We start from the raw sequence: 19,733 nt of genomic DNA on the forward strand, positions 1-19,733 counted from the left end.
TCGCTTGCGTTACGGCGTGTCAGGCGCGCCGCAGCCGTTCCGCATGCCAGGCGACATGATCCGACATGAAGGTCGATATGAAATTATAGCTATGGTCGTATCCCGGCTGCATCCGCAACGTCAGCTCGATCCCCGCCGCCGCGCACGCCTCCGCCAGCAGCGCCGGCTTCAGCTGATCGTCGAGGAACCCGTCGGCCTCCCCCTGATCGACGAGGATATCGGCGACCCGCGCGCCATCGGCGATCAGCGCACAGGCGTCGTACGCACGCCAGTCGGCACGGTCCGGCCCCAGATAGCCCGTGAGCGCCTTTTCACCCCAGGGGCAGTGCAGCGGCGCGACGATCGGCGCGAAGGCCGACACGCTGCGGAACCGGTCGGGATTGCGCAGCACGATCGTCAGCGCGCCGTGCCCGCCCATCGAGTGCCCGGTGATCCCCTGCCGCGTCATGTCCGCCATCGGAAACTCCGCCGCGATCAGCGCGGGGAGTTCGTCCTCGACATAGCGCTTCATGTTGAAGTTCGCCGCCCAGGGCTGCTCGGTCGCATCGACGTAGAAACCCGCGCCCTGGCCGAAATCATAGGCGTCGTCGTCGGGAACCCCCTCGCCGCGCGGACTCGTGTCGGGCGCGATCAGGATCACGCCGTGCTCGGCGCAGGCGCGGCGATACTCGCCCTTGTCCATGACGTTGGCATGCGTGCAGGTCAGCCCCGACAGGAACCACAGCACCGGCAAGCGCGCATCCGGCGCGTGCGGCGGGACATAGACCGCAAAGGTCATGTCGGTGCCGGTCGCGGTCGACGCGTGGCGATACACGCCCTGCGTGCCGCCAAACGCCGTGCTGGTCGATAGCGTCTCCATCACGCGACCCGGTGAGCGGCGCAGAGCTTGTTGCCCGACGGGTCGCGCAGATACGCCAGATACAGGGTGCGCCCAGCGGTGCCGTGCCGGACGCCGGGCGGATCCTCGCAGGCGGTGCCGCCATGCGCGAGCCCCGCGGCATGCCAGGCGTCCGCCGCCTCGGGCGAGGCCGCGACGAACCCCATCGTGCTGCCATTGCCGTGCGTGGCCGGCTGCCCGTCGATCGGCGGCGTGACGAGGAAGCGGCCGCCGGCGTGCGCGTACACGATCCGGCCCCATTCATCGATTACGCCTTCGGGCACGCCGAGTGCGCCCAGTGCGGCGTCGTAGAACGCCTTCGACGCCGCGATATCATTGGCACCCAACATGATGTGGCTGAACATATTTCCCCCTCAGTAGATCACGACGGAGCGGATGCTCTCGCCGGCGTGCATCAGGTCGAACCCCTTGTTGATCTCGTCGAGCGTCAGGCGGTGCGTGATCATCGGGTCGATCTCGATCTTGCCGTCCATATACCAGTCGACGATCTTGGGCGTGTCCGTACGTCCACGCGCACCGCCGAACGCGGTCCCGCGCCAGTTGCGTCCGGTGACGAGCTGGAACGGCCGCGTGCTGATCTCCTTGCCCGCCTCGGCCACGCCGATCACGATCGACGTGCCCCAGCCGCGATGGCAGGCCTCGAGCGCCTGGCGCATGACGGTCGTGTTGCCGGTCGCGTCGAACGTGTAATCCGCGCCGCCGTCGGTCAAAGCGACGATATGCTGGACGATGTCGCCCACATCCTTCGGGTTGGCGAAATGCGTCATGCCGAAGCGGCGACCCCATTCCTCGCGGTCGGGATTGATGTCGACGCCGACGATCATCCCTGCACCCGCCAGTCGCGCGCCCTGGATCACATTCAGCCCGATCCCGCCGAGCCCGAACACCACGACCGTATCGCCGGGCTGGACCTTCGCGGTGTGGACGACCGCGCCGACGCCCGTCGTCACGCCGCAACCGACATAGCAGGAGGTGTCGAACGGCGCGTCGGGGCGGATCTTGGCCAGTGCGATCTCGGGCAGCACGGTGAAGTTCGAGAAGGTCGAGCAGCCCATGTAATGGAAGATCGGCTGGCCCTTGTAGCTGAACCGCGTCGTGCCGTCGGGCATCAACCCCTTCCCTTGCGTCGCGCGGATCGCGGTGCACAGGTTGGTCTTCTGGCTCAGGCACGACTTACACTGGCGGCATTCGGGCGTGTAGAGCGGGATGACATGATCGCCGACCGCGACGCTGGTGACGCCCGCGCCGATCTCGCGGACGATGCCCGCCCCTTCATGCCCCAGCACGCTCGGGAAAAGGCCTTCCGAATCAAGTCCGTCGAGCGTGTAGGCATCGGTGTGACAGATGCCTGTGGCCATGATTTCGACCAGAACTTCGCCGGATTTGGGTCCCTCGAGGTCGAGCTCGACGATCTCGAGCGGTTTTTTCGCCTCGAAGGCTACGGCGGCGCGGGTCTTCATGCATGGGTCTCCTTGGTGGCGCATCAGATGAACCGCAGCCCCTGGGTCTGCAACCGCGGATCATGCAACAAAACCCGCACCTCTGCGCTTGATCGTTGAATATCAAGGAGATGGTGTGATGAAGGATCCGAAAAAGGGCGACGAGGTCACCTGGAAATCCCCCGGCGGCACCGCGCACGGCACGGTCGAAAAGAAGCAGACCAGCGACACGACGATCAAGGGCCACACCGTCCGCGCGTCCAAGGACGAGCCGCAATTCATCGTAAAGAGTGACAATGGCGGCAAGGCAGCGCACAAGGCGGGCGCGCTCAACAAGGCGTGACCACGCGTGCAGTGCCTAACGCACGCATGCGAACAGGAAGGAATGCTTATGGCTACAGCTCCCAAGACCGGCGGCATCCACGCCCCCGTCCAGCCCTCTCCCGAGCTCGGCGAGATCGTCGGCAACGACAAGCTCCCGCGCAGCGAAGTGATCAGCAAGGTCTGGGTCTATATCAAGGCCCACAATCTGCAGAACCCTGAGAACAAGCGCGAGATCCTCGCCGACGAGAAGCTGAAGAAGGTCTTCGGCCGTGACAAGTGCACCATGTTCGAGATGAACAAGTACATCTCGCAGCACGTCAAGGCCTAAGCCTGACCGGGACGCCAGGCGACGTTGCCACCTCCGCGGAGGGGTCAACGTCGCCTGATTGCTCCCCAACGCTGCGACCGGGCCGCGCCAGACGGCACCCCCCTGTCGCCGGCCAAGCTACATTCCTGACGCGTGTCGCGATGCCCGCAGGAGGCGGATCGCTTGATAATGTCGGTGGTGGTGACCCCGAGTGGATTTGAACCACTGGCCCCCAGATTAGGAATCTGGTGCTCTATCCGGCTGAGCTACGGGGCCACGCACGCGACGTCCATACTAGCCCCATTCCCGTCGGTCCAGACTGCGCGCGTCCGCCGACGCAGGCGATTATGACAGCCAGACGCTAGATCTGCGCGGCTGAAAGGCGGGCGAACGCTGAAGCGCGAACCTGTGCCCTGCCCAAACAGGCTAGGCCGTCGAAAAGGCGCATCATCCAAACCACCTATGCAACTGTTAACAAACGCATTACAGTTTTGTGACGGAGGCAAATGGGGCCGTGATGAAAACGATGATCGCCACGGCTGCAAGACCCATGCTGATCGGCCTGGGAGTCATTTTAGCGATCGACCTTGTCATACTCGGGATGTTCCTGCGCTGGGCCTATGTCGAGCACGCGAATGTGACGGAGAGCATGCTCTATGGTCAGCTGCTCTACTCGTCCGTCGACGGATCGCTGATGGAGATCTGGGGATATCTCAAGGAACTGACGATCATCGGCCTCGCGCTTTATGCGTTTCTCCACGGGAAGGAGCTTTTCTACGCGGCCTACGCGCTCCTGTTTCTGGTGGTACTCGCCGACGACTCGCTGCGGCTTCACGAGCATTTCGGCGCGGTGCTGTCGCAGTATGCCGTGATCGGGCCTCATGGCGAAATTCTCGCACAGGCAATCTTGAGCGGCATTCCCCTGGCGCTGACCCTGTTGGGCGTGGCCAGGCTTGCCCGCGATCGCGTGGCTCCCGCTCTCATGCTGCTCTTCGGCTTCTGCGTCACTGCATTCTTCGCCGTGGTCGTCGACAAGGTTCATGAGATGCTGATCGGCGCCGCGCATTTCCAGACGATCAGCACGCTCTTCGAAGATGGCGGCGAACTGATAAGTCTGACGCTCATCCTCGCCATATGGGGCATTTTCGGCCGTATGATCGTGCCGCATGTGACAAGGGGCATGATGCCGCACGATGCGCTTGAGGTTGCTTAGCGACGACCGAACCGCTCCACGTCGCTGACGCCGGGACACCGACGCCTGTCGCCAATCGCGCGATTTTCCGTGACGCGGCGTGGATTTGACCTGTCCCGTCTTGACCTTGGTTAGCTGCCTGCGGTGTCTTGCAATTCGAGCGGACGTCCGCTTAAGGCCCGTAAAGTACGCATTTGGCGGCTCAATCCAGGACTTCGAAGATGCCAGATAGCGTTTCGCCGACGAGCGCAGTTCAGATGAATATGCCTGAGATCTGCGTCGTGATCCCGGCTTATCGTGCGGCGCAGTTCATCGGCAAGGCGATCGACTCTGCCCTGTCCCAGACCGACGTCGCGCTCGAAGTGATCGTCGTCGACGATCATTGTCCTGATGACACGCACGCAGCCGTGACGGCGCGCTATGGTCATGTCGCAAACCTCTCGGTGGTCCGGCTCGACCGGAACGGCGGCCCATCGGCGGCGCGAAATGCGGGATTTGCGGCGGCTCGGGCGCCCTGGATCGCGGTACTCGATGCCGATGACGCCTTCGAACCCGGCCGGTTGCGGCACCTCCTCGACGTGGCCGATGCGTTTGCCGCCGATATGGTTGCGGACAACGTGCGATTTCTGGACGAGGCCCAGGCGGCGTTAAGCCCACCGCAAATCCAGGCGATCCGGTCCGCCACCGAGATTGACCGTTATGCCTTCGTTGCGGCAGCCCGGCCGTTCAACCAGGACATGGACTATGGTTTGCTCAAACCGATGTTCCGCCGTCAGTTTCTCGAAGACCAAGCCATTCGCTATGATCCGGCCATCCGCCATGGTGAAGACTTCAAGATGTATTTCGACGCCATGCTGTGCGGGGCGAAGTTCGTCATCACCCCGCAACCCGGCTATGTCTGGACGCTGCGCACATCGGGCAAAAGCCAGACGACCGTCGATTATACGGCGCAGATCGCGATGAGCGCATCGCTGGCGACACGCTCCGATGTTGCCGACGACGGCAAGCTGGTCGCGCTTTTGCACGATCGCAGGCAGGCGCTTGGCCGGCTCGAGACCTTGAACGGATTTCGCCGCGCAGTGCAGTCGGGCAAGCGCGTCCAGGCCATCCGGCTGTTCGTTGGACATCCCTTCATCGCACAGCAATATGCCGGGCGCGTGATCAGGAAGGTCGCACGACTGATCCGCTAGCGCCGCCGCTAATTGCGTGCGCGCACGACCCCCGCCTTATACTTCGCAACGACAGTGACAGAGTGAGCCCGAGACGATGCGTATGCGCAAGTCAATTGGATGGATGGCCGGTTCGCAGGCAATATATTTCATACTGCAGCTGGTCAGCTCAGTCGTATTGGCACGCATCCTCACCCCGTACGAGGTCGGCATCTTCGCCGTCGCCTTTGCGGCCAGCGGACTGATCTCGATCATTCAGTCGCTCGGATTGAACAATTATCTCATCCGCGAGAAGAATCTCACGGCAGAATTGTCGTCGACCGTCTTCAGCATCAATCTCGGCGTCGCGATCGTTCTGGCCTTCATCATTGCCGGGTTCGGCCTGGTCAGCGGTGCGGTCTTCAACGAGCCTGCCGTCCGGCCCGTGTTGTTCTGTCTGGCGATAATCCCGATCATTACGGCCGCCGGCTTCATGCCCCTGACGTTGCTCGAGCGTGACGGCGATTTCAAAGCCGTGTCGATCATCAAGATGCTGGCGACGGCGTCGGGCACGATCGCCACCGTGGCCTTCGCGGTCGCGGGCCAGAGCTATATGAGCTTTGCCTATGGGCAGATCATCGCCGCCTTGATCAGCACCGCGATGGCGATCGGCCTCGCGCCGCATCATGCCAGGGTCAGGGTCGGGTTCGACAACTGGCGCGACGTGCATCGGTTCAGCATCAACGTGCTCGCCACGCTGGGCATTTCCCGGGTCTTTTCGCGGTTGCAGGATATGGCGCTCGGCCGCTTGCTGGGGTTGGCCGCGCTTGGCTTATATTCCAGGTCCGGCAACATTTTCAGCATGTTGTGGGACAGCGTGTTCCTGGTGATCTGCCGCATCATGTTCGTCGACTTTGCCGCGGGGATCCGTGCCGGCTTGCCGATCGGGCCGCGCTATCAGAACGCGCTTGCCCTGTTCACCGCGCTGATGTGGCCGACATTCCTGGGGCTTGGCGTGCTGTCGGGGCCGTTCGTGCTGCTCATCTATGGCGCGAAATGGGTCTCGATCGCGATGTGCCTGTCGATCCTGTGCGTCGTCGGCGTGTTCAACACCGCCATCGCGATGGCGTGGGATCTGTTCATCATCGCCGACGAAACCGGCCGTCAGGCACGCTTCGAGTTCGTGCGCAGCATCGTCGGCTTCGTCGTATTTTCGGCAGCCTGCTTCATCAGCATCGAGGCCGCCGCGCTGGCGAAGGTCATCGATGCGATTTTTGCCTGCGTGCTCTACATGCCGCATATCCGCCGGATCACGGACAGCCAGTACCGCGACATGTTCGCCATCTATCTGCGCAGCGGGATCGCCACCAGCGTCGCGATTGCGCCGGCGATCATCGTCATGGCCTGGCATGGCTGGGCCGCGACGACGCCGCTAGTCCCGATCGTCCTGGCCGTCGGCATCGGCATCGCCCTGTGGGGCATCGCGCTGCGGCTGCTGAAGCATCCGTTGTTCTTCGAGATCAAGTCCGCGCTGAAACCAGTGCTCGCGCGCGTTACGGGGTAAGGGCGGGCGACCCCATCTTTAGTTGATCGTATCGGGTGGCGTGACCGGGAGGGGCAGCGGCAGCACGGCGACGCCGTCCTCGACCAGCGCCTTGGCCTCGGCGAGGCTCGCCTGGCCGTGGATCGGTGCGGGGGCCTCGTCGCCGAGATGCATCGCGCGTGCGCGATCCGCAAAGGCGCCGCCGACCCACCGCGATGACGCGAGCAGTTCGGCCTGTTTCGATGCCAGCATCGTCATCATCGCCTTCATCCGCGCAGGCGTCGGCCCCTCGGGTACGCGGTTGCCCTTGCCCGAGACGGCCGGCGCCATCACCGCCTTCGCCACCTCCGCATCGCCGCATAGCGGGCATTCGACCTGACGGGCTGCGCGCTGCGCCTCATAGGCCGCGCTCGAGCCGAACCACGCCTCGAACACATGCCCGGTGCCGCATTTCAGGTCGAAGACGATCACCGGATCACGGCCACGCCGGGAATCGGACGCCGATGCTCGAGCGCCGGGATCCGCGCGCGGACGTCCGTCACGCTGTCGGGGCTGATATCCGCATAGCCGAGACCCGCCGCCTCACCCATGTCGAGCACGACCGTGCCCCAGGGATCGATGACCAGCGAATGGCCATAGGTCGCGCGACCATCGGCGTGGACGCCGGTCTGCGCCGCGGCGACGACGTAGGAGGCCGATTCGATCGCCCGGGCGCGGAGCAGGACATGCCAATGCGCGGCCCCCGTCGGCCTGGTGAACGCCGCCGGAACCGAAAGGACCGTCGCACCGGCATCGCTCAACGCGCGGTACAGATCGGGAAATCGCAGGTCATAACAGATTGATGCGCCCAGCATGCCGATCGGGGTCTGCGTGACGATCGCTGCATCCCCCGCGGCATAGGCCGCGGATTCACGCCAGCTTTCTCCCGTCGGCAGATCGACATCGAAGAGATGGAGCTTGTCGTAGCGCGCGCGGATCGTGCCCGCCGGATCGATCACGAACCCGCGATTGGCAAACCGCCCGTCTGCCCGGCGGACGGCGAGCGAGCCGAGATGCACCCAGATCCCCGCCTCGGCCGCAGCGGCGCAGACGCGCGCGAGCACAGGATCGTCGGCCTCGGCCACGATCGACGCGGCGGCCCGCGCGCGATCGCGGTCGATCAGACCCGACATTTCGGGCGTGAACAGCATCACCGCGCCCTGCCCTGCCGCCGACCGGATCGCAGCGATCAGCGTTGCAGCATTGACCGCGGGATCGATCCCGCTGGTCATCTGCAGAAGCGCGATGCGGGGCATCAGGCCAGGAGCGGGTCGAGCCCACCCCGGGCATCGAGCGCGGCAAGGTCGTCCGACCCGCCGATATGCTTCCCGTCGATGAACACCTGCGGCATGGTCATGCGACCACCCGAGCGCTCGACCATCTCCTTCTTCTTCGGCCCGCCCATCGTCACGTCGAACGTTTCCGGTTCGACGCCCTTGGCGGCAAGGAGCTTCATCGCCCGCGTGCAATAGGGGCAGAATTGTTTGATGTAGATTTCAACTTTAGCCATTATTTTCAGGTGTGGTCTGACCGTGCGCTTGTCAATAATCGGTGTCGTCCAGAACACGTGCCCAGCACAGGATCGTCACCGATTCCGCCCCCGCCGCGAGCAGCGCGCCCGTGCACGCCGCGCTCGTCGCCCCGCTCGCATAGATGTCGTCGATCAGCACGACCGCCCTGCCGCGCAGCCGGTCGCGCCCGCCCGCCGCGACGGCGAAGGCGCCCGCCACCGCCCTGCCGCGCTGACGCCTGCCGAGCCCGCGCAGCACGGTCGTTTGCCGCGTCCGGACGAGGACATTCAGGTCGGCGGGCACGGCCGACAGGCTCGCGAGCGTCGTCGCGATGAGCGCCGCCTGGTTGAACCCGCGCGACCAGAGCCGCCAGCGGTGCAGCGGCACGGGCACGATCAGCGCCGCCTGCTCGGGCATGAGCCGGTGCATGGCACGCGCCATCGTCGCGGCGAACGCGGTTCGGCCGCCATATTTCAACCGCAGCGCCAGGCCACGCGCCACCGGTCCATAGGCGACCGCGGCGCGAACGCCCGCGTGACGCGGCGGCTGGATGAGGCACGCGGCGCACAATGCGCCGTCGCCGCGATCATGGGCAAAGGGCAGGTTGCACGCGGCACACCAGGGCGGACCGAGAAAGTGCAGGCCGTTCCAGCAGCTTGCGCAGAACCGATGGTCCGCCGCCACCGGACTGCCGCAGCCGGGGCAGCGCGGCGGCAGCGCCAGCCGGATCACCGCACCAATCGGATCGAGCAACCGCATCCGCCCTTGTCGTCAAAGCATGCAGACGGCACAAGCGCGGCGTGCAGATCCCAGACCCCAGCCAAGGCAGCGCCCCGGAAATCTTCGACCGGGTCGCCCGCCGCCAGCGCCGCGACCGCGCGCGTGCCGCCTATGCCGACGCGGATTTCGTGCGCGCGACGATGCTCGACGGGATCGCCGAGCGGCTCGATGCGGTGACGCGGGACTTTGCCAACATTCTCGATCTTGGCTGTTTCGACGGCGCGTTCGTAGCGCCCCCGGGCGCACGGGTCGTACGCTGCGATGCGGGCCACGGCTTTGCCGCGCACGCGGGCGGCGTTCAAGCCGACGAGGACCGGCTGCCCTTTGCCGACGCATCGTTCGACCTTGTCGTCAGCGCGGGCGTGCTCGACCAGGTCAACGATCTGCCTGGCGCGCTGTCGCTGATCCGCCGCGTGCTGCGCCCGGATGGACTGTTCCTCGGCGCGTTCGTCGGGGCGGGGAGCCTGCCGGCACTCCGCCAGGCGTTGCGGGTGGCGGAGGCGGAGCGACCCGCCGCGCGGCTGCATCCGCAGATCGACGTCCGTTCGGCGGGCGATCTGCTGATGCGCGCGGGCTTTACGCTGCCGGTGGCGGACATCGAGACGCTGAACGTCGGCTACCGCGATGTCGGGCGACTGCTCGGCGATCTTCGCGGGATGGCGGCGACGAACGTGCTCGCGGGGCGTAGTGCGCTCGGCCGGCAGGCGCTGGCGGGGCTCGCACAGGCCTTTGCCGAGCTCGCCGACGCGGACGGGCGGACCGCCGAACGGTTCGAGATCATCTTCCTTACCGGCTGGTCGCCTGCCCCGTCACAGCCCAAGCCGGCGCGACGCGGCAGCGGCACCGCCTCGCTCAGTGATGCGCTGCGGACCCGACCCCGCGACCCGACCTGAGCCTAACGGGCGGGGTCGGCCGCTCGGCGACCCGGACCGAACGGGATACGCAGCGTGACCACCGCCCCGGATCCGGTTGCCCCCGGCAGCGTGCTCTGGACCGCGTGCACATTGCCCGTCCCGCCGCCCGGCAGCCGGAACGTCATCGGTGCATCGGGTGAACTGACGGGCGGCGTGGGGAGCCGTGCAAGACGCTGGTCGGTCGGCCGGGCACAGACGACGATCTCGCCACCGGGAGGCGTCACGGGACAGGGGGTCGCCGCCCGAGCGACCGGGGGGCGAAGTTCGCGCGGCAGCGGGGGGCCGGCGACGGCCTGCAGTCCGATCAGCACCGCGATCATCTAGAACCTCCGCGCCACCCCCGCATAAAGCCGCGCGTCGGGGGTATCATGGGTCAAGCCTGCCGCCCCGAAAATGTCAAACTGAAGATCGTCGCGGGCCATCCAGGCGAGCGACAGCGCAGCCAGTGCCTGGGTGCTGCGGCCGGACGGGTCATCGTCGCGCAGTGCCTGCAACTCGGCATTCAGCGTCACCGCCTTGTCGAGCGTGAAGGCGAGGCCGACCGCGCTGCTATAGGCCAGGTGCCGGCCATGCCCGTCATCGTCGACCGCGGCATCGACTTCGGGTGTCAGGTCGAGCGACACCGTGTCGGACATTTCGAATGTCACCGGCAGCAGCAACCCGCTGCCCCAGTCGCCATCACCGACCGGCGAACGGCCGACGGGAAGCGTCACGAACGGCAGGACGGCGATCGACAGGCCCTTGCCGTCGGGATGGCTCAGGCTGGCCTTCATGCTCAGTGACACGTCGCCGATACGGTCCGCGACGTCGATCCCCGTTGCGTCGCGCGTCCGGTCATGGCCGAACGGCGTCCATCCCACCCGTGCCTCGACCGTGTCGCTGACCCCGACCCGGACCAGCGTATCGGCGATCAGGACATTGTCCTCGCGCGAGCCCGCCCCGTCGTCGCGCGTCCAGTCGGCGAGCGCGGTTTCGACCGAGACGCGGCCTTTTTCCATGGTGCAGGCGGGCGTGTCGATCCCCGGGCGTTCAGGGCAATAGTCCCGCTCCTGCGCGCGAACCTGGGTCGAACAGGCCAGCAGCAGCGTCGCCAGCACACCCGTGGCAAGCCGTGTCGCAGGCCGCCCCGCCAATGCGTTCATCGCAGGCGGACCCAGGTCGGGGCATGATCGCTCGCCTTTTCGCGGCCGCGATAGGCCTTGTCGACACCGGCATCGATCATCCGGTCGGCCGCCTGCGGGCTGAGCAGCAGATGATCGATGCGGAAGCCCGCGTCGCGCTGCCACGCGCCCGCCTGATAGTCCCAGAAGGTCCACACGCCTCCCTTGGGGAACTGCGTTCGAAGGGCATCGGTCCAGCCCTGCCCGAGCAGCGCACGATAGGCGCTCCGGCTTTCGGGCTGCATCAACGCATCGTCCTGCATCCGCGACACCGAAAACGTGTCGTCGTCATTCGCGATCACGTTGTAATCGCCCGCGAGGATGGCAGGCACCTCCTCGGCCAGCAGCACGCGCGCGCGCGCCGCAAGCCGCGTCATCCAGCGCAGCTTATAGTCGAATTTCGGGCCGGGCTGCGGATTGCCATTGGGCAGATACAGCGCGGCGATCGTCAGTCCGTCGACCTCTGCCTCGATATAGCGGCTGTGCTCGTCCTCGGGCTCGCCTTCGAGGCCGCGCTGCCGGAGTCTGGGGGTCTGGCCCTTGGCGAGGATCGCCACGCCGTTCCAGGCCTTTTGCCCATGCCAGACAACACCGTACCCCGCCGCCTCGATCTCCGCGGCCGGGAACGTTTCGTCGCTGGTCTTGAGTTCCTGCAGACAGACGATCTCGGGCTGCTCTTCGGCAAGATATTCGAGCAGCCGCGGGAGACGGGCCTTGATCCCGTTGATATTGTACGTGACGATCTTCACCGGGCGTCAGACCGAAAAGCTCGAGCCGCAACCGCAGCCCGAGGCTGCATTGGGATTCTCCACGCGGAACGCCGCGCCGGCGAGCGACTCGACATAGTCGACCGCGCAACCGCGGACGAGATCGATGCTGACGCTGTCGACGACCAGCCGGACGCCGTCGCGTTCGGCGACCACGTCATCCGCCTCGGCCGCATCGGCGAAACCGAACTTGTACTGGAACCCCGAACAGCCACCGCCATCGACCGAAAGGCGCAGGATCGCCGGCTTGCCCTGTCGGGCAGCAATAGCGGCGACGCGCGCCGCGGCGGAGGGGGTCAGGATGATGTCGGGAGCCAGAGTTGCCATGGTCCCGAGATAGGCGGTCCCGCTATCCGCGGCAACCTCGCCCTGCCGCGCAGGACCGCGGACCGGGCTTGATAGCAAACCGTGCGGCTCAGTCTTGCGCTGCCGGTCCGTCGGTCGAGACCGGGATCGCACCGACCGAGCGATCCTGTGCCGCGAGAAGGTAGTCGGCGGTGGTGAGGAACGGGATCGGGTTCACGGCATGACCGTCGATCCGGACTTCATAATGAAGATGCGGGCCGGTCGAGCGACCGGTCGAGCCCATCAGCGCGATCAGCTGGCCGCGCGTCACGCGGGCATTGTCGCCGACGAGGATCTTCGAGAGATGGCCGTACCGGGTCGCGATGCCCTTGCCGTGATTGAGCTCGACGAGATTGCCATAGCCGCCCTGACGACCGGCATGCGAGACGATGCCGTCAGCCGTGGCATAGATCGGCGTGCCGACCGGACCCGGAATGTCGACGCCGGCATGCATCGCGGCGGTTCCGCGGAACGGATCCGAGCGGATGCCGAAATTGCTGGTGAACGACAGCAGATGGACCGGCTGGACCGAAGGGATCGCGATCACCCCCTGCTGCAGCGTGTCGAGCTTCTTCCAGGTCTGGAACAGCGTGCGGAACTGGGCGTCGGCGCGGACATCGGCCAGCGCCTCGGGGCTGTCGGCAGCGACCAGCGGTCCGCCCATGGCGGCCTGCTTGCTCGCATGGGTACGCTTGGCCGCGGCGGCGACGCGTTCGGGACGCAGGCCGAGCTTGCGCACGGTGTCGGTGGTGTCGGCATAGCGCTGATCGAGAACCGTCTGCGCCGCGTCGGCGAGAACGCGCTGGCGGCCCTCGACCTTGACCAGCGGCTTGACGACATCGGCGGCCAGCGCGTCGGGCGCGGGGTCGATTGCCAGCGTCGCCAGCGCCATCGCCTTGGTGTCGCCCTTGCCGGTCAGGGCGGCGGTGATCAGTTGCTGGCGCTGTTCGACGCGGGCGGCATGCGCTGCGGCGGTCTCGCGAATGGTCGCGACGCGCGCCTGCATCTGACCGATGCGGCGCTCCATCTGCGCGACCTGGAGTTCGGAATCGGGTGCGGCAACGACGCCGGCCGCGGCTGCGGCGCCATAGGCTGCCTGCGCGGCACCATAGCCGGAAAAGCCGAGCGTCACGGCGCTGAGTGCCGCCATCGCCGCCTGCTTGCGGCTGCCCAGGCGAACCCGGCGGACCGAGTGGCCGTCGTGAACCGTCAGGTCCCGCGCGGCGAAGAGCGTCTTGATACGAAAGGCTGCGCGGTTGGCTAAGGCTGCAGCGGAAACGGTGATATCGACCATTGGTCCCCGACAAAAAACAGGAGCCGGATCGCAAACGGGCCCGGCGCCAAGACTCTGTCCTGAACCGCAGCCCCTCCGCGTCTCAGACAAGTGAGGATGTGTGCCGATTTGATCCACTTCGGCAAGAGCCGCGCCGCTAACTTGGGGTGGACCGGGACGCGCGTGCGTTGAGCCGTTGAAACCAAATGGTACCGGTAAAAAGGAATCGCCCCGCCAGGGGACGCCGCGCCCTGCCCCGTGGAACGGTCTTTATTGCGGGGTCAGCGCCTTGGCGGCAGCAAGAACGGCCTCGGCATGGCCGGGGACCCGGACCTTGCGCCACGATGTCGCCAGTCGGCCGTCCGCGTGGAACAGGAAGGTCGCGCGCTCGATCCCCATATATTTGCGGCCGTACATCGCCTTCTCGACCCAGACCCCGAAGCCCTCGCAGACCGCGCCATCGACGTCGGTCGCCAGCGAAACCGTCAGACCGTGCTTGGCGCTGAACTTGGCATGCGCGGCGGGCGTGTCCTTCGACACGCCGAGCACGCCGACCCCGATCTCAGCGAAGGCCGACTCGAGCGCGGAAAAGTCTTGCGCCTCGCGCGTGCAGCCGGCGGTATCGTCCTTGGGATAGAAATAGACGACCAGCGGGCGCGCCAGCGTCGTCAGCGCAACGGCCGTGCCATCGGGCATCGTCACCGAGACGTCCGGGATCATCGCACCGTCATCCATCCTGCTCTCCTGTCAGTTCGTGCCAGAACGCGGTCACCTGTTGCCGGACCTCGGCGAGGCCCGCAAGAACCGCAGGCCAGTCGTGCAGCCCGAGCGCGCGCGCGATCAACGCCTGGGTCGGCGGGCAGGGCGGCGCCGCGTCGGGCGCGACGAGCCGCAGCGTCACGAGCAGGCGCGTCAGGATATCATGCGCGGCGAGCATCGTCGCGGGCATCCGCCCTTCGGCGACGAGCTGCCCGATCGCACGCCCCAGATTGGCATCGAAGCCGCTGCGCTCGACGAGCTGGACGACATGCGTCGCGAATTCCAGATCGACCAGACCACCCGGCAGGAGCTTCGCGTCAAGCGGCCCCTTGGCAGGCTTGTGCGCGGCCATGTCGGCGCGCATCCGCGTCGCATCGCCGACCACGTCGCGCTCGGTCCGCGCGCCGGTCAGGACATCGGCGATCACCGCCGACAGCGCCGTCCGGGCGGGCGCGGATCCGAAGACCGGCCGCGCCCTGGTCAGCGCCATATGCTCCCACGTCCAGGCCTCCTCATGCTGATAGCGTGCGAAGCTGTCGAGCGTCACGACCAGCGGCCCCTGCGCGCCCGATGGCCGCAGCCGCGTATCAATCTGATAGAGCGGCCCGGCCGCGGTCGCGACCGACAAGGCCGCAGTCACCCGCTGCGCCAGCCGGTTGTAGTAGAGCGTCGCGCCAAGCGGTTTGGCGCCATCCGACTCGGCAGTGAAATCGCCGGTGAAGAGGTAGACGAGGTCGAGATCGGACGCATGCGTCAGCATCGCCCCGCCCATCCGGCCGAGCGCCAGGATCACGAGTTCGCTGCCCGGCACCCGGCCATGGACGTCGGCAAAGCTGCGAATCGTCGCCTCCGCCAGTACCGCGATCGCCGCCTCTGCCACGCGCGCATAGCCCGCCGCGACGTCGAGCGGATCCGACGTCCCCGCAACGATCTGCGCACCCAGCGCAAAGCGCAGTTCGCCGACCACGCGCCGGACGTGATCGAGCCGCCCCTGATAATCGAGCCCCGCCTCGCCCGCGCGCATCCGGTCGATCAGCGCGTCGACCGCCGCGACCGGGGCGAGCGCCGTCGCATCGATCAACCCGTCGAGCAGCGCGGGGCGCCGCGCCAGTTCCTCCGCCAGCGTCGGCGCGTGGCTGAGGATCGCCGCGAGGAGCGTGGCGAGCGCCGGTCGTGCTTCGAGCAGTCGGAATACGTTGATCGCGCTCGGCAGACGCTCGAGCATCGAATCGAGTCTCAGCATCGCGGCCTGCGGCTCGGGCGCGGCGGCGAGCGCCGGGACCAGCGTCGGCAGGACCGCCTCGAGCGCCGCCTGCGCGGCACTGCTACGCAGCGCGGGATAGGCCCCTGCCCGCCACGCGGCGATCCGCTGGCGCGCGGGTTCGGGTTCGGCAAACCCCGCCTCTGCCAGCTCGGCGTCGAGCCGCGTCGGATCATGCGAAAGCCCGGATGCCGCGCCATCGTCGAGCGCGTCGTAGATCCGCCCGGTCGCCGCCACATGCGGGGCGAGCAGCGCCAACAACGCGGCGCTGCCGTCGAGCCCGTGCAGCCACGCCACCCGCTCGAGCGCATCGCCGGTCGGCAAGGCATGCGTCTGCCGGTCGTCGATCATCTGCACCCGGTGCTCGATCGTCCGCAGCAGCGTGTAGCTTTCGATCAGCGCGCGCGCCTCATCTCCGCCGATCCACCCCGCCTCCGCCAGCCGCGCAAGCGCGACGCGGGTGGCCGGCGCGCGCAGCGCTGGATCGCGACCACCATGGATCAACTGATGGATCTGCGCAAAGAATTCGGCTTCGCGAATCCCGCCGCGGCCGCGCTTCAGGTCGTAACCCGGCCCGAAGGCCTGACCCTGCGCATGATGATCGCGGATCCGTCGCGAGATGCCGCGAATCTCGCCGATCGCGCCGAAATCGAGCGCGCGCCGCCAGACGAACGGGCGGACCGTGTCGAGGAACTGCCTGCCAAGCGCGATATCGCCCGCTGCGGCGCGCGCGCGGATGAAGGCGGCACGCTCCCAGGGGAGCGCCTGCGCCTCGTAATAGCTGATCGCCGCATCGATCGGCAGCGCGATCGGCGTGATCTCGGGAGACGGCCGCAGGCGGAGGTCGACGCGCAGCACATAGCCGTCGCCGTCACGTGCCTGAAGCAGTTCAACGACGCGCTTGCCGATCCGCACGGCGGCGGCTTCGGGTTCCTCGCGCGGGCGCAGCGGCAGCGTGTCCGGATCGTAGATCAGGATCGGATCGATATCCGACGAATAATTGAGTTCGCCACTCCCCTGTTTGCCAAGCGCGATCGCGGCGAACCCACGCGCTTCGGCGCCGGGCGTGCGCTCTTCGATCGCGGTGCGGATCGCGGTGTCGAGTGCGTGGTCGGCAAACCCGGTGAGCTGCTGCGTCACGGCGGTGAGATCGAACACGCCGGCCAGGTCACCGATCGCGACCCTCAGCGCGAGCGCACGCCGTTCGAGGCGGAGGCGTCGTGCAACCGGCATGTCGGGGTCGAGCGGCACCGGGATGGGATCCAGCCGTCCCTCTGCCAGCTCCCTGGCAAGGACAGGCTCGCGGTCGAGGAGCATGGCGAGGAAGGGGGACCAGCGTCGCGCGCGCTGCGTCGCGGCGATGATCTCCGACGCCCGATGCGCGTTATCCAAGCCACACCCCACAATTGTTTTATAAAGTCAAGCCGGGGTAGCAACAAAAAGCCTTGAAGCTCGTTGACCCTGCATGACCCATCTGCACCCGACTATTCGCCGTGACCAGACCGATCATCTGGTCGTTCGCGCGCCTCGCAAGACGGATGCGATCGGACAGTCGCTTCGCGGTGCGTTCGATCGCGACTCCGGAATGCCCGACGAGTTTATGTCTTTGCTGCGTGAACTCGACACCATGTCGCCGCGACGACACTGATCCAAACGCCAGCCGCGGCGGGCGTCTATTTCACCGCCCGCGGCTCAGTTCTTCGACATCGCCCATGATCGAGTCGAGTGCCGTCTTGGTCGTGTCAGTCTCATGATCGCGGCGCGACGGCAGCGACCCATCCGTGAGAATGGTTTCAAGCGCGACACGGCCACGCGCGACGCGGCTCTTGATCGTCCCGACCGCCACGTTGCAGATTTCCGCCGCCTCTTCATACGCAAACCCGCCCGCGCCGACGAGAATCAACGCCTCGCGTTGCGGCTGCGGCAGGTGCATCAACGCGCGCTGCATATCGCCCAGCTCGACATGCCGGTCCTGGCTAGCAGGTGCCGCAAGGATGCGATCCGCCACCAGATCGTCCCACTCGCCCTTGAAGCGGGCGCGACGCATCTGTGACAGATAGAGGTTGCGCAGGATGATGAACGTCCAGGCGCGCATGTTCGTACCGGCCTGGAAGCGCAGCCGTGCGGCCCACGCCTTCAGCAGCGTCTCCTGCACCAGGTCATCCGCAAGGTCGCGGCTGCCCGACAGCGAACGCCCGAACGCACGTAGATGCGGGATCACCTGGGCAAGCTGGACCTTGAACTCGGCATCGGAAAGCGAGACGTGCTCAACGGGCGCGACCTGAGGCTCGGCGCCGTCGACTTCGTCGTCACGCTGGGCGGGCTGTACCATGAAATTCCGATCGTTCCCGAATGACGACCGCCGCCCAGAGGACGGCGATCTTGAGCATACGGATCGGCATTAACCGGTCCGCCACGCCACGCATATGCTATCGAATGACGAGAAATGCAAAAATGGCGATAACCAGGACCAGTGATATCACAAGGATATAGCGGGTCATATGCGGTGTTGCGCCGGCGCGGGCGTCTTCGCCGGCGACGTGGATCTGCTCTTTTGGGTCAACCATGAGACTGAAACCCCCGAACGCCGTTTTGGGTCCGTAACTATCAAAACTTGATGCCGGGGTTGCTGACGATATCGTCGACGGCAACCCCGGCCCAAGTCTAGCGGCGCATCAGGCGCCCGGAACGGTCGTCTGATCGAAGAACAGTGCCTGGCTGATTGCCGCCTTCACTGTCGAACGCTGGAACGGCTTGGTGATCAGGAAGGTGGGCTCGGGACGTTCACCGGTCAGGAGACGTTCGGGGAACGCGGTGATGAAGATCACGGGAACCTCGAATTCGGCAAGGATGTCCTTGACCGCGTCGATACCCGAACTGTCGTCCGCCAGCTGAATATCAGCGAGCACGAGACCCGGACGCTCTTCCATCGCAAGGGCCACGGCCTCGTCGCGAGTCACCGCGACACCGGTCACGTCGTGACCCAGGTCGCGCACGATCGTCTCGATATCCATCGCGATGATCGGCTCGTCCTCGATGATCAGAACACGCGCGCGGGTCTGACCTTCGATTTCCGCCAGTGCTGCGGCGACGAGCTCTTCGACCTCGTTCGCATCGACGTCGATCAGATAGGCCGCGTCCTCGGGCGTGAAACCCTCCATTGCGGTCAGCAGCAGCGCCTGACGCGAGAGCGGAGTCATCCGCGACATACGTGCGCGGGCAACTGCGGCATGGCCGTTGGTGTCGCCGACACCCTCGTCGCCCATCTCATCATAATTCGCCGACGACCAGATCGCCTGGAACATCCGATAGAGACCGAGACGCGGATCGACATCCTTCGGAAATTCATCAGGTGCCGCGACGATCGCCTCGAGCGTCGCGCGAACATATTTGTCGCCATGACTCTGGCTGCCGGTCAGGGCCCGGCCGTAGCGCCGCAGAAAGGGAAGATGCGGTGCGAGTTGCTGTCCAAGCGACATGGGTATTGGTAACTCCCTGATCGTTACGCCGGCCCGGTGAGGACGACGATACTAGAATATGACGCGACCGACCGATTGCCAGACCCTCGGAACCTTTTGGCCCGACGCCCACGACAATATCGATTTTTCGCTCCAACAGGGAACTAACGAGAGGCTATTTGGTTTCACGGACAATCACCGCGAGTGTATGACGCAGGTCTAGCTGTGTCATGTGCCGCCCGCGGCCTATGGTAAACATCATCTTACGTGCGTCGTGCAGGGGGAAATTTTGAGTTTGGGCCACGACACGCAGAACGAAACTCCCGCCGGCACTCCCGCTGGCAAGGGCACCGGCAAGCCGCGCGACACGGCCCGCGATCGGCAGATGGGAACGGCATTGCGGTCGGTCTATCAGCAGACCGTCGAGGAAGCCGTTCCTGACGAGTTTCTGGCGCTGCTCGGCAAGCTGGACTGAGGGCGGGCCGCATGGCCTCGCCAACCGGTTCCGTGAGCAAATCCGGCACCCCGTCACCTGCCGCCCCGGGCTCCACGAAGACCCCGACCGACACCAGTTCTGTTGACGCCAATGCGACGGCGTCTCGTCCACCGTCGCAG

General features: G+C 66.1%; 24 protein-coding genes and 1 tRNA gene. 8 read left to right on the top strand and 17 right to left on the bottom strand.

Features of this window, described 5'->3' with window-relative positions; all coding sequences use genetic code 11:
- Positions 1-19: 19 nt before the first annotated feature.
- The 3 genes from fghA to IFT87_RS01575 are packed head-to-tail and all read right to left on the bottom strand — an operon-like array spanning position 20 to position 2,358.
- Entirely contained in the window at positions 20-859 is an 840-nt protein-coding gene (fghA, locus tag IFT87_RS01565) for an S-formylglutathione hydrolase (RefSeq protein ID WP_192007262.1), read from the bottom strand.
- Positions 859-1,242: a VOC family protein gene (locus IFT87_RS01570; RefSeq protein WP_031439100.1), complete on the bottom strand. Its 384-nt coding sequence runs from the start codon at positions 1,240-1,242 to the stop codon at positions 859-861. The genes fghA and IFT87_RS01570 overlap by 1 nt, the downstream gene beginning before the upstream one ends.
- A gap of 9 nt (positions 1,243-1,251) precedes the next feature.
- Positions 1,252-2,358, bottom strand: coding sequence for an S-(hydroxymethyl)glutathione dehydrogenase/class III alcohol dehydrogenase (locus tag IFT87_RS01575; RefSeq protein ID WP_031439099.1), 1,107 nt, complete (start codon positions 2,356-2,358; stop codon positions 1,252-1,254).
- 118 nt (positions 2,359-2,476) lie between these two features.
- Here IFT87_RS01575 and IFT87_RS01580 point away from each other — a divergent pair, with 118 nt between their 5' ends.
- On the top strand, positions 2,477-2,680 hold the full coding sequence (locus IFT87_RS01580) for a DUF2945 domain-containing protein (RefSeq protein ID WP_031394798.1): 204 nt from the start codon (positions 2,477-2,479) through the stop codon (positions 2,678-2,680).
- A 48-nt stretch (positions 2,681-2,728) separates the two neighbouring features.
- Positions 2,729-2,989 (top strand): SWIB/MDM2 domain-containing protein, encoded by a 261-nt coding sequence (locus IFT87_RS01585; RefSeq protein WP_031394799.1) that lies wholly within the window; start codon positions 2,729-2,731, stop codon positions 2,987-2,989.
- Between the two features lie 178 nt (positions 2,990-3,167).
- Here IFT87_RS01585 and IFT87_RS01590 read toward each other — a convergent pair.
- Positions 3,168-3,244: transfer RNA gene (locus IFT87_RS01590), tRNA-Arg, on the bottom strand.
- A gap of 241 nt (positions 3,245-3,485) precedes the next feature.
- On the opposite strand from IFT87_RS01590, the gene IFT87_RS01595 reads away from it, so the two are divergent.
- The 3 genes from IFT87_RS01595 to IFT87_RS01605 all read left to right on the top strand — a co-directional run bounded on the left by IFT87_RS01595 (position 3,486) and on the right by IFT87_RS01605 (position 6,872).
- Positions 3,486-4,181, top strand: a complete 696-nt coding sequence (locus tag IFT87_RS01595; protein WP_037530188.1) for a hypothetical protein — start codon at positions 3,486-3,488, stop codon at positions 4,179-4,181.
- Positions 4,182-4,417: 236 nt separating this feature from the next.
- On the top strand, positions 4,418-5,350 hold the full coding sequence (locus IFT87_RS01600; RefSeq protein WP_192007264.1) for a glycosyltransferase family 2 protein: 933 nt from the start codon (positions 4,418-4,420) through the stop codon (positions 5,348-5,350).
- An 82-nt stretch (positions 5,351-5,432) separates the two neighbouring features.
- Positions 5,433-6,872, top strand: a complete 1,440-nt coding sequence (locus tag IFT87_RS01605) for an oligosaccharide flippase family protein (protein WP_274602512.1) — start codon at positions 5,433-5,435, stop codon at positions 6,870-6,872.
- 18 nt (positions 6,873-6,890) lie between these two features.
- Here the strand turns inward: IFT87_RS01605 and IFT87_RS01610 are convergent, their stop codons facing one another.
- The 4 genes from IFT87_RS01610 to IFT87_RS20255 are packed head-to-tail and all read right to left on the bottom strand — an operon-like array spanning position 6,891 to position 9,160.
- Entirely contained in the window at positions 6,891-7,322 is a 432-nt protein-coding gene (locus IFT87_RS01610) for a DUF1178 family protein (protein ID WP_037530195.1), read from the bottom strand.
- Entirely contained in the window at positions 7,319-8,146 is an 828-nt protein-coding gene (locus tag IFT87_RS01615) for a carbon-nitrogen hydrolase family protein (protein ID WP_037530197.1), read from the bottom strand. Before IFT87_RS01615 ends, IFT87_RS01610 begins: the two co-directional genes overlap by 4 nt.
- Positions 8,146-8,400, bottom strand: coding sequence for a glutaredoxin 3 (gene grxC / locus IFT87_RS01620; protein WP_031396302.1), 255 nt, complete (start codon positions 8,398-8,400; stop codon positions 8,146-8,148). The genes IFT87_RS01615 and grxC overlap by 1 nt, the downstream gene beginning before the upstream one ends.
- Before the next feature lie 31 nt (positions 8,401-8,431).
- Complete coding sequence (locus IFT87_RS20255) at positions 8,432-9,160, bottom strand: ComF family protein (protein ID WP_249403154.1); 729 nt, start codon at positions 9,158-9,160, stop codon at positions 8,432-8,434.
- Positions 9,161-9,201: 41 nt separating this feature from the next.
- Between IFT87_RS20255 and IFT87_RS01630 the strand changes: the two genes are divergently transcribed.
- The gene (locus IFT87_RS01630; RefSeq protein WP_052148978.1) at positions 9,202-10,074 is read left to right on the top strand and encodes a class I SAM-dependent methyltransferase; all 873 of its coding nucleotides are present in this window, start codon (positions 9,202-9,204) and stop codon (positions 10,072-10,074) included.
- Between the two features lie 2 nt (positions 10,075-10,076).
- Here IFT87_RS01630 and IFT87_RS01635 read toward each other — a convergent pair whose 3' ends face one another.
- The 7 genes from IFT87_RS01635 to IFT87_RS01665 all read right to left on the bottom strand — a co-directional run bounded on the left by IFT87_RS01635 (position 10,077) and on the right by IFT87_RS01665 (position 16,977).
- Positions 10,077-10,415: a hypothetical protein gene (locus tag IFT87_RS01635; protein ID WP_031395551.1), complete on the bottom strand. Its 339-nt coding sequence runs from the start codon at positions 10,413-10,415 to the stop codon at positions 10,077-10,079.
- Entirely contained in the window at positions 10,416-11,237 is an 822-nt protein-coding gene (locus tag IFT87_RS01640; protein WP_056405429.1) for a transporter, read from the bottom strand.
- Positions 11,234-12,004, bottom strand: a complete 771-nt coding sequence (xth, locus tag IFT87_RS01645; RefSeq protein ID WP_166747595.1) for an exodeoxyribonuclease III — start codon at positions 12,002-12,004, stop codon at positions 11,234-11,236. Before xth ends, IFT87_RS01640 begins: the two co-directional genes overlap by 4 nt.
- Before the next feature lie 6 nt (positions 12,005-12,010).
- Positions 12,011-12,349, bottom strand: coding sequence for an iron-sulfur cluster insertion protein ErpA (gene erpA, locus IFT87_RS01650; RefSeq protein ID WP_031394554.1), 339 nt, complete (start codon positions 12,347-12,349; stop codon positions 12,011-12,013).
- A gap of 88 nt (positions 12,350-12,437) precedes the next feature.
- Positions 12,438-13,661, bottom strand: a complete 1,224-nt coding sequence (locus IFT87_RS01655; protein WP_192007272.1) for a M23 family metallopeptidase — start codon at positions 13,659-13,661, stop codon at positions 12,438-12,440.
- 249 nt (positions 13,662-13,910) lie between these two features.
- Positions 13,911-14,375: a peroxiredoxin gene (locus IFT87_RS01660; protein WP_192007274.1), complete on the bottom strand. Its 465-nt coding sequence runs from the start codon at positions 14,373-14,375 to the stop codon at positions 13,911-13,913.
- Complete coding sequence (locus tag IFT87_RS01665; RefSeq protein ID WP_192007700.1) at positions 14,368-16,977, bottom strand: bifunctional [glutamine synthetase] adenylyltransferase/[glutamine synthetase]-adenylyl-L-tyrosine phosphorylase; 2,610 nt, start codon at positions 16,975-16,977, stop codon at positions 14,368-14,370. The genes IFT87_RS01660 and IFT87_RS01665 overlap by 8 nt, the downstream gene beginning before the upstream one ends.
- A gap of 148 nt (positions 16,978-17,125) precedes the next feature.
- Between IFT87_RS01665 and IFT87_RS01670 the strand changes: the two genes are divergently transcribed.
- A complete protein-coding gene (locus IFT87_RS01670) occupies positions 17,126-17,308 on the top strand; it encodes a hypothetical protein (RefSeq protein WP_037529643.1) in 183 nt (60 codons plus the stop codon).
- A gap of 30 nt (positions 17,309-17,338) precedes the next feature.
- Here the strand turns inward: IFT87_RS01670 and IFT87_RS01675 are convergent, their stop codons facing one another.
- Positions 17,339-17,992: a sigma-70 family RNA polymerase sigma factor gene (locus IFT87_RS01675; RefSeq protein ID WP_031439350.1), complete on the bottom strand. Its 654-nt coding sequence runs from the start codon at positions 17,990-17,992 to the stop codon at positions 17,339-17,341.
- 343 nt (positions 17,993-18,335) lie between these two features.
- A complete protein-coding gene (locus IFT87_RS01680; RefSeq protein WP_037529646.1) occupies positions 18,336-19,139 on the bottom strand; it encodes a response regulator in 804 nt (267 codons plus the stop codon).
- Positions 19,140-19,350: 211 nt separating this feature from the next.
- Here IFT87_RS01680 and IFT87_RS20260 point away from each other — a divergent pair, with 211 nt between their 5' ends.
- Positions 19,351-19,593 (top strand): NepR family anti-sigma factor, encoded by a 243-nt coding sequence (locus IFT87_RS20260; protein WP_128082163.1) that lies wholly within the window; start codon positions 19,351-19,353, stop codon positions 19,591-19,593.
- Positions 19,594-19,733 lie beyond the last annotated feature (140 nt).

Origin of the sequence: Sphingomonas sp. CFBP 8765, from assembly GCF_014841445.1 — a bacterium.
GTDB classification, from domain to species: Bacteria; Pseudomonadota; Alphaproteobacteria; order Sphingomonadales; family Sphingomonadaceae; genus Sphingomonas; species Sphingomonas aerolata.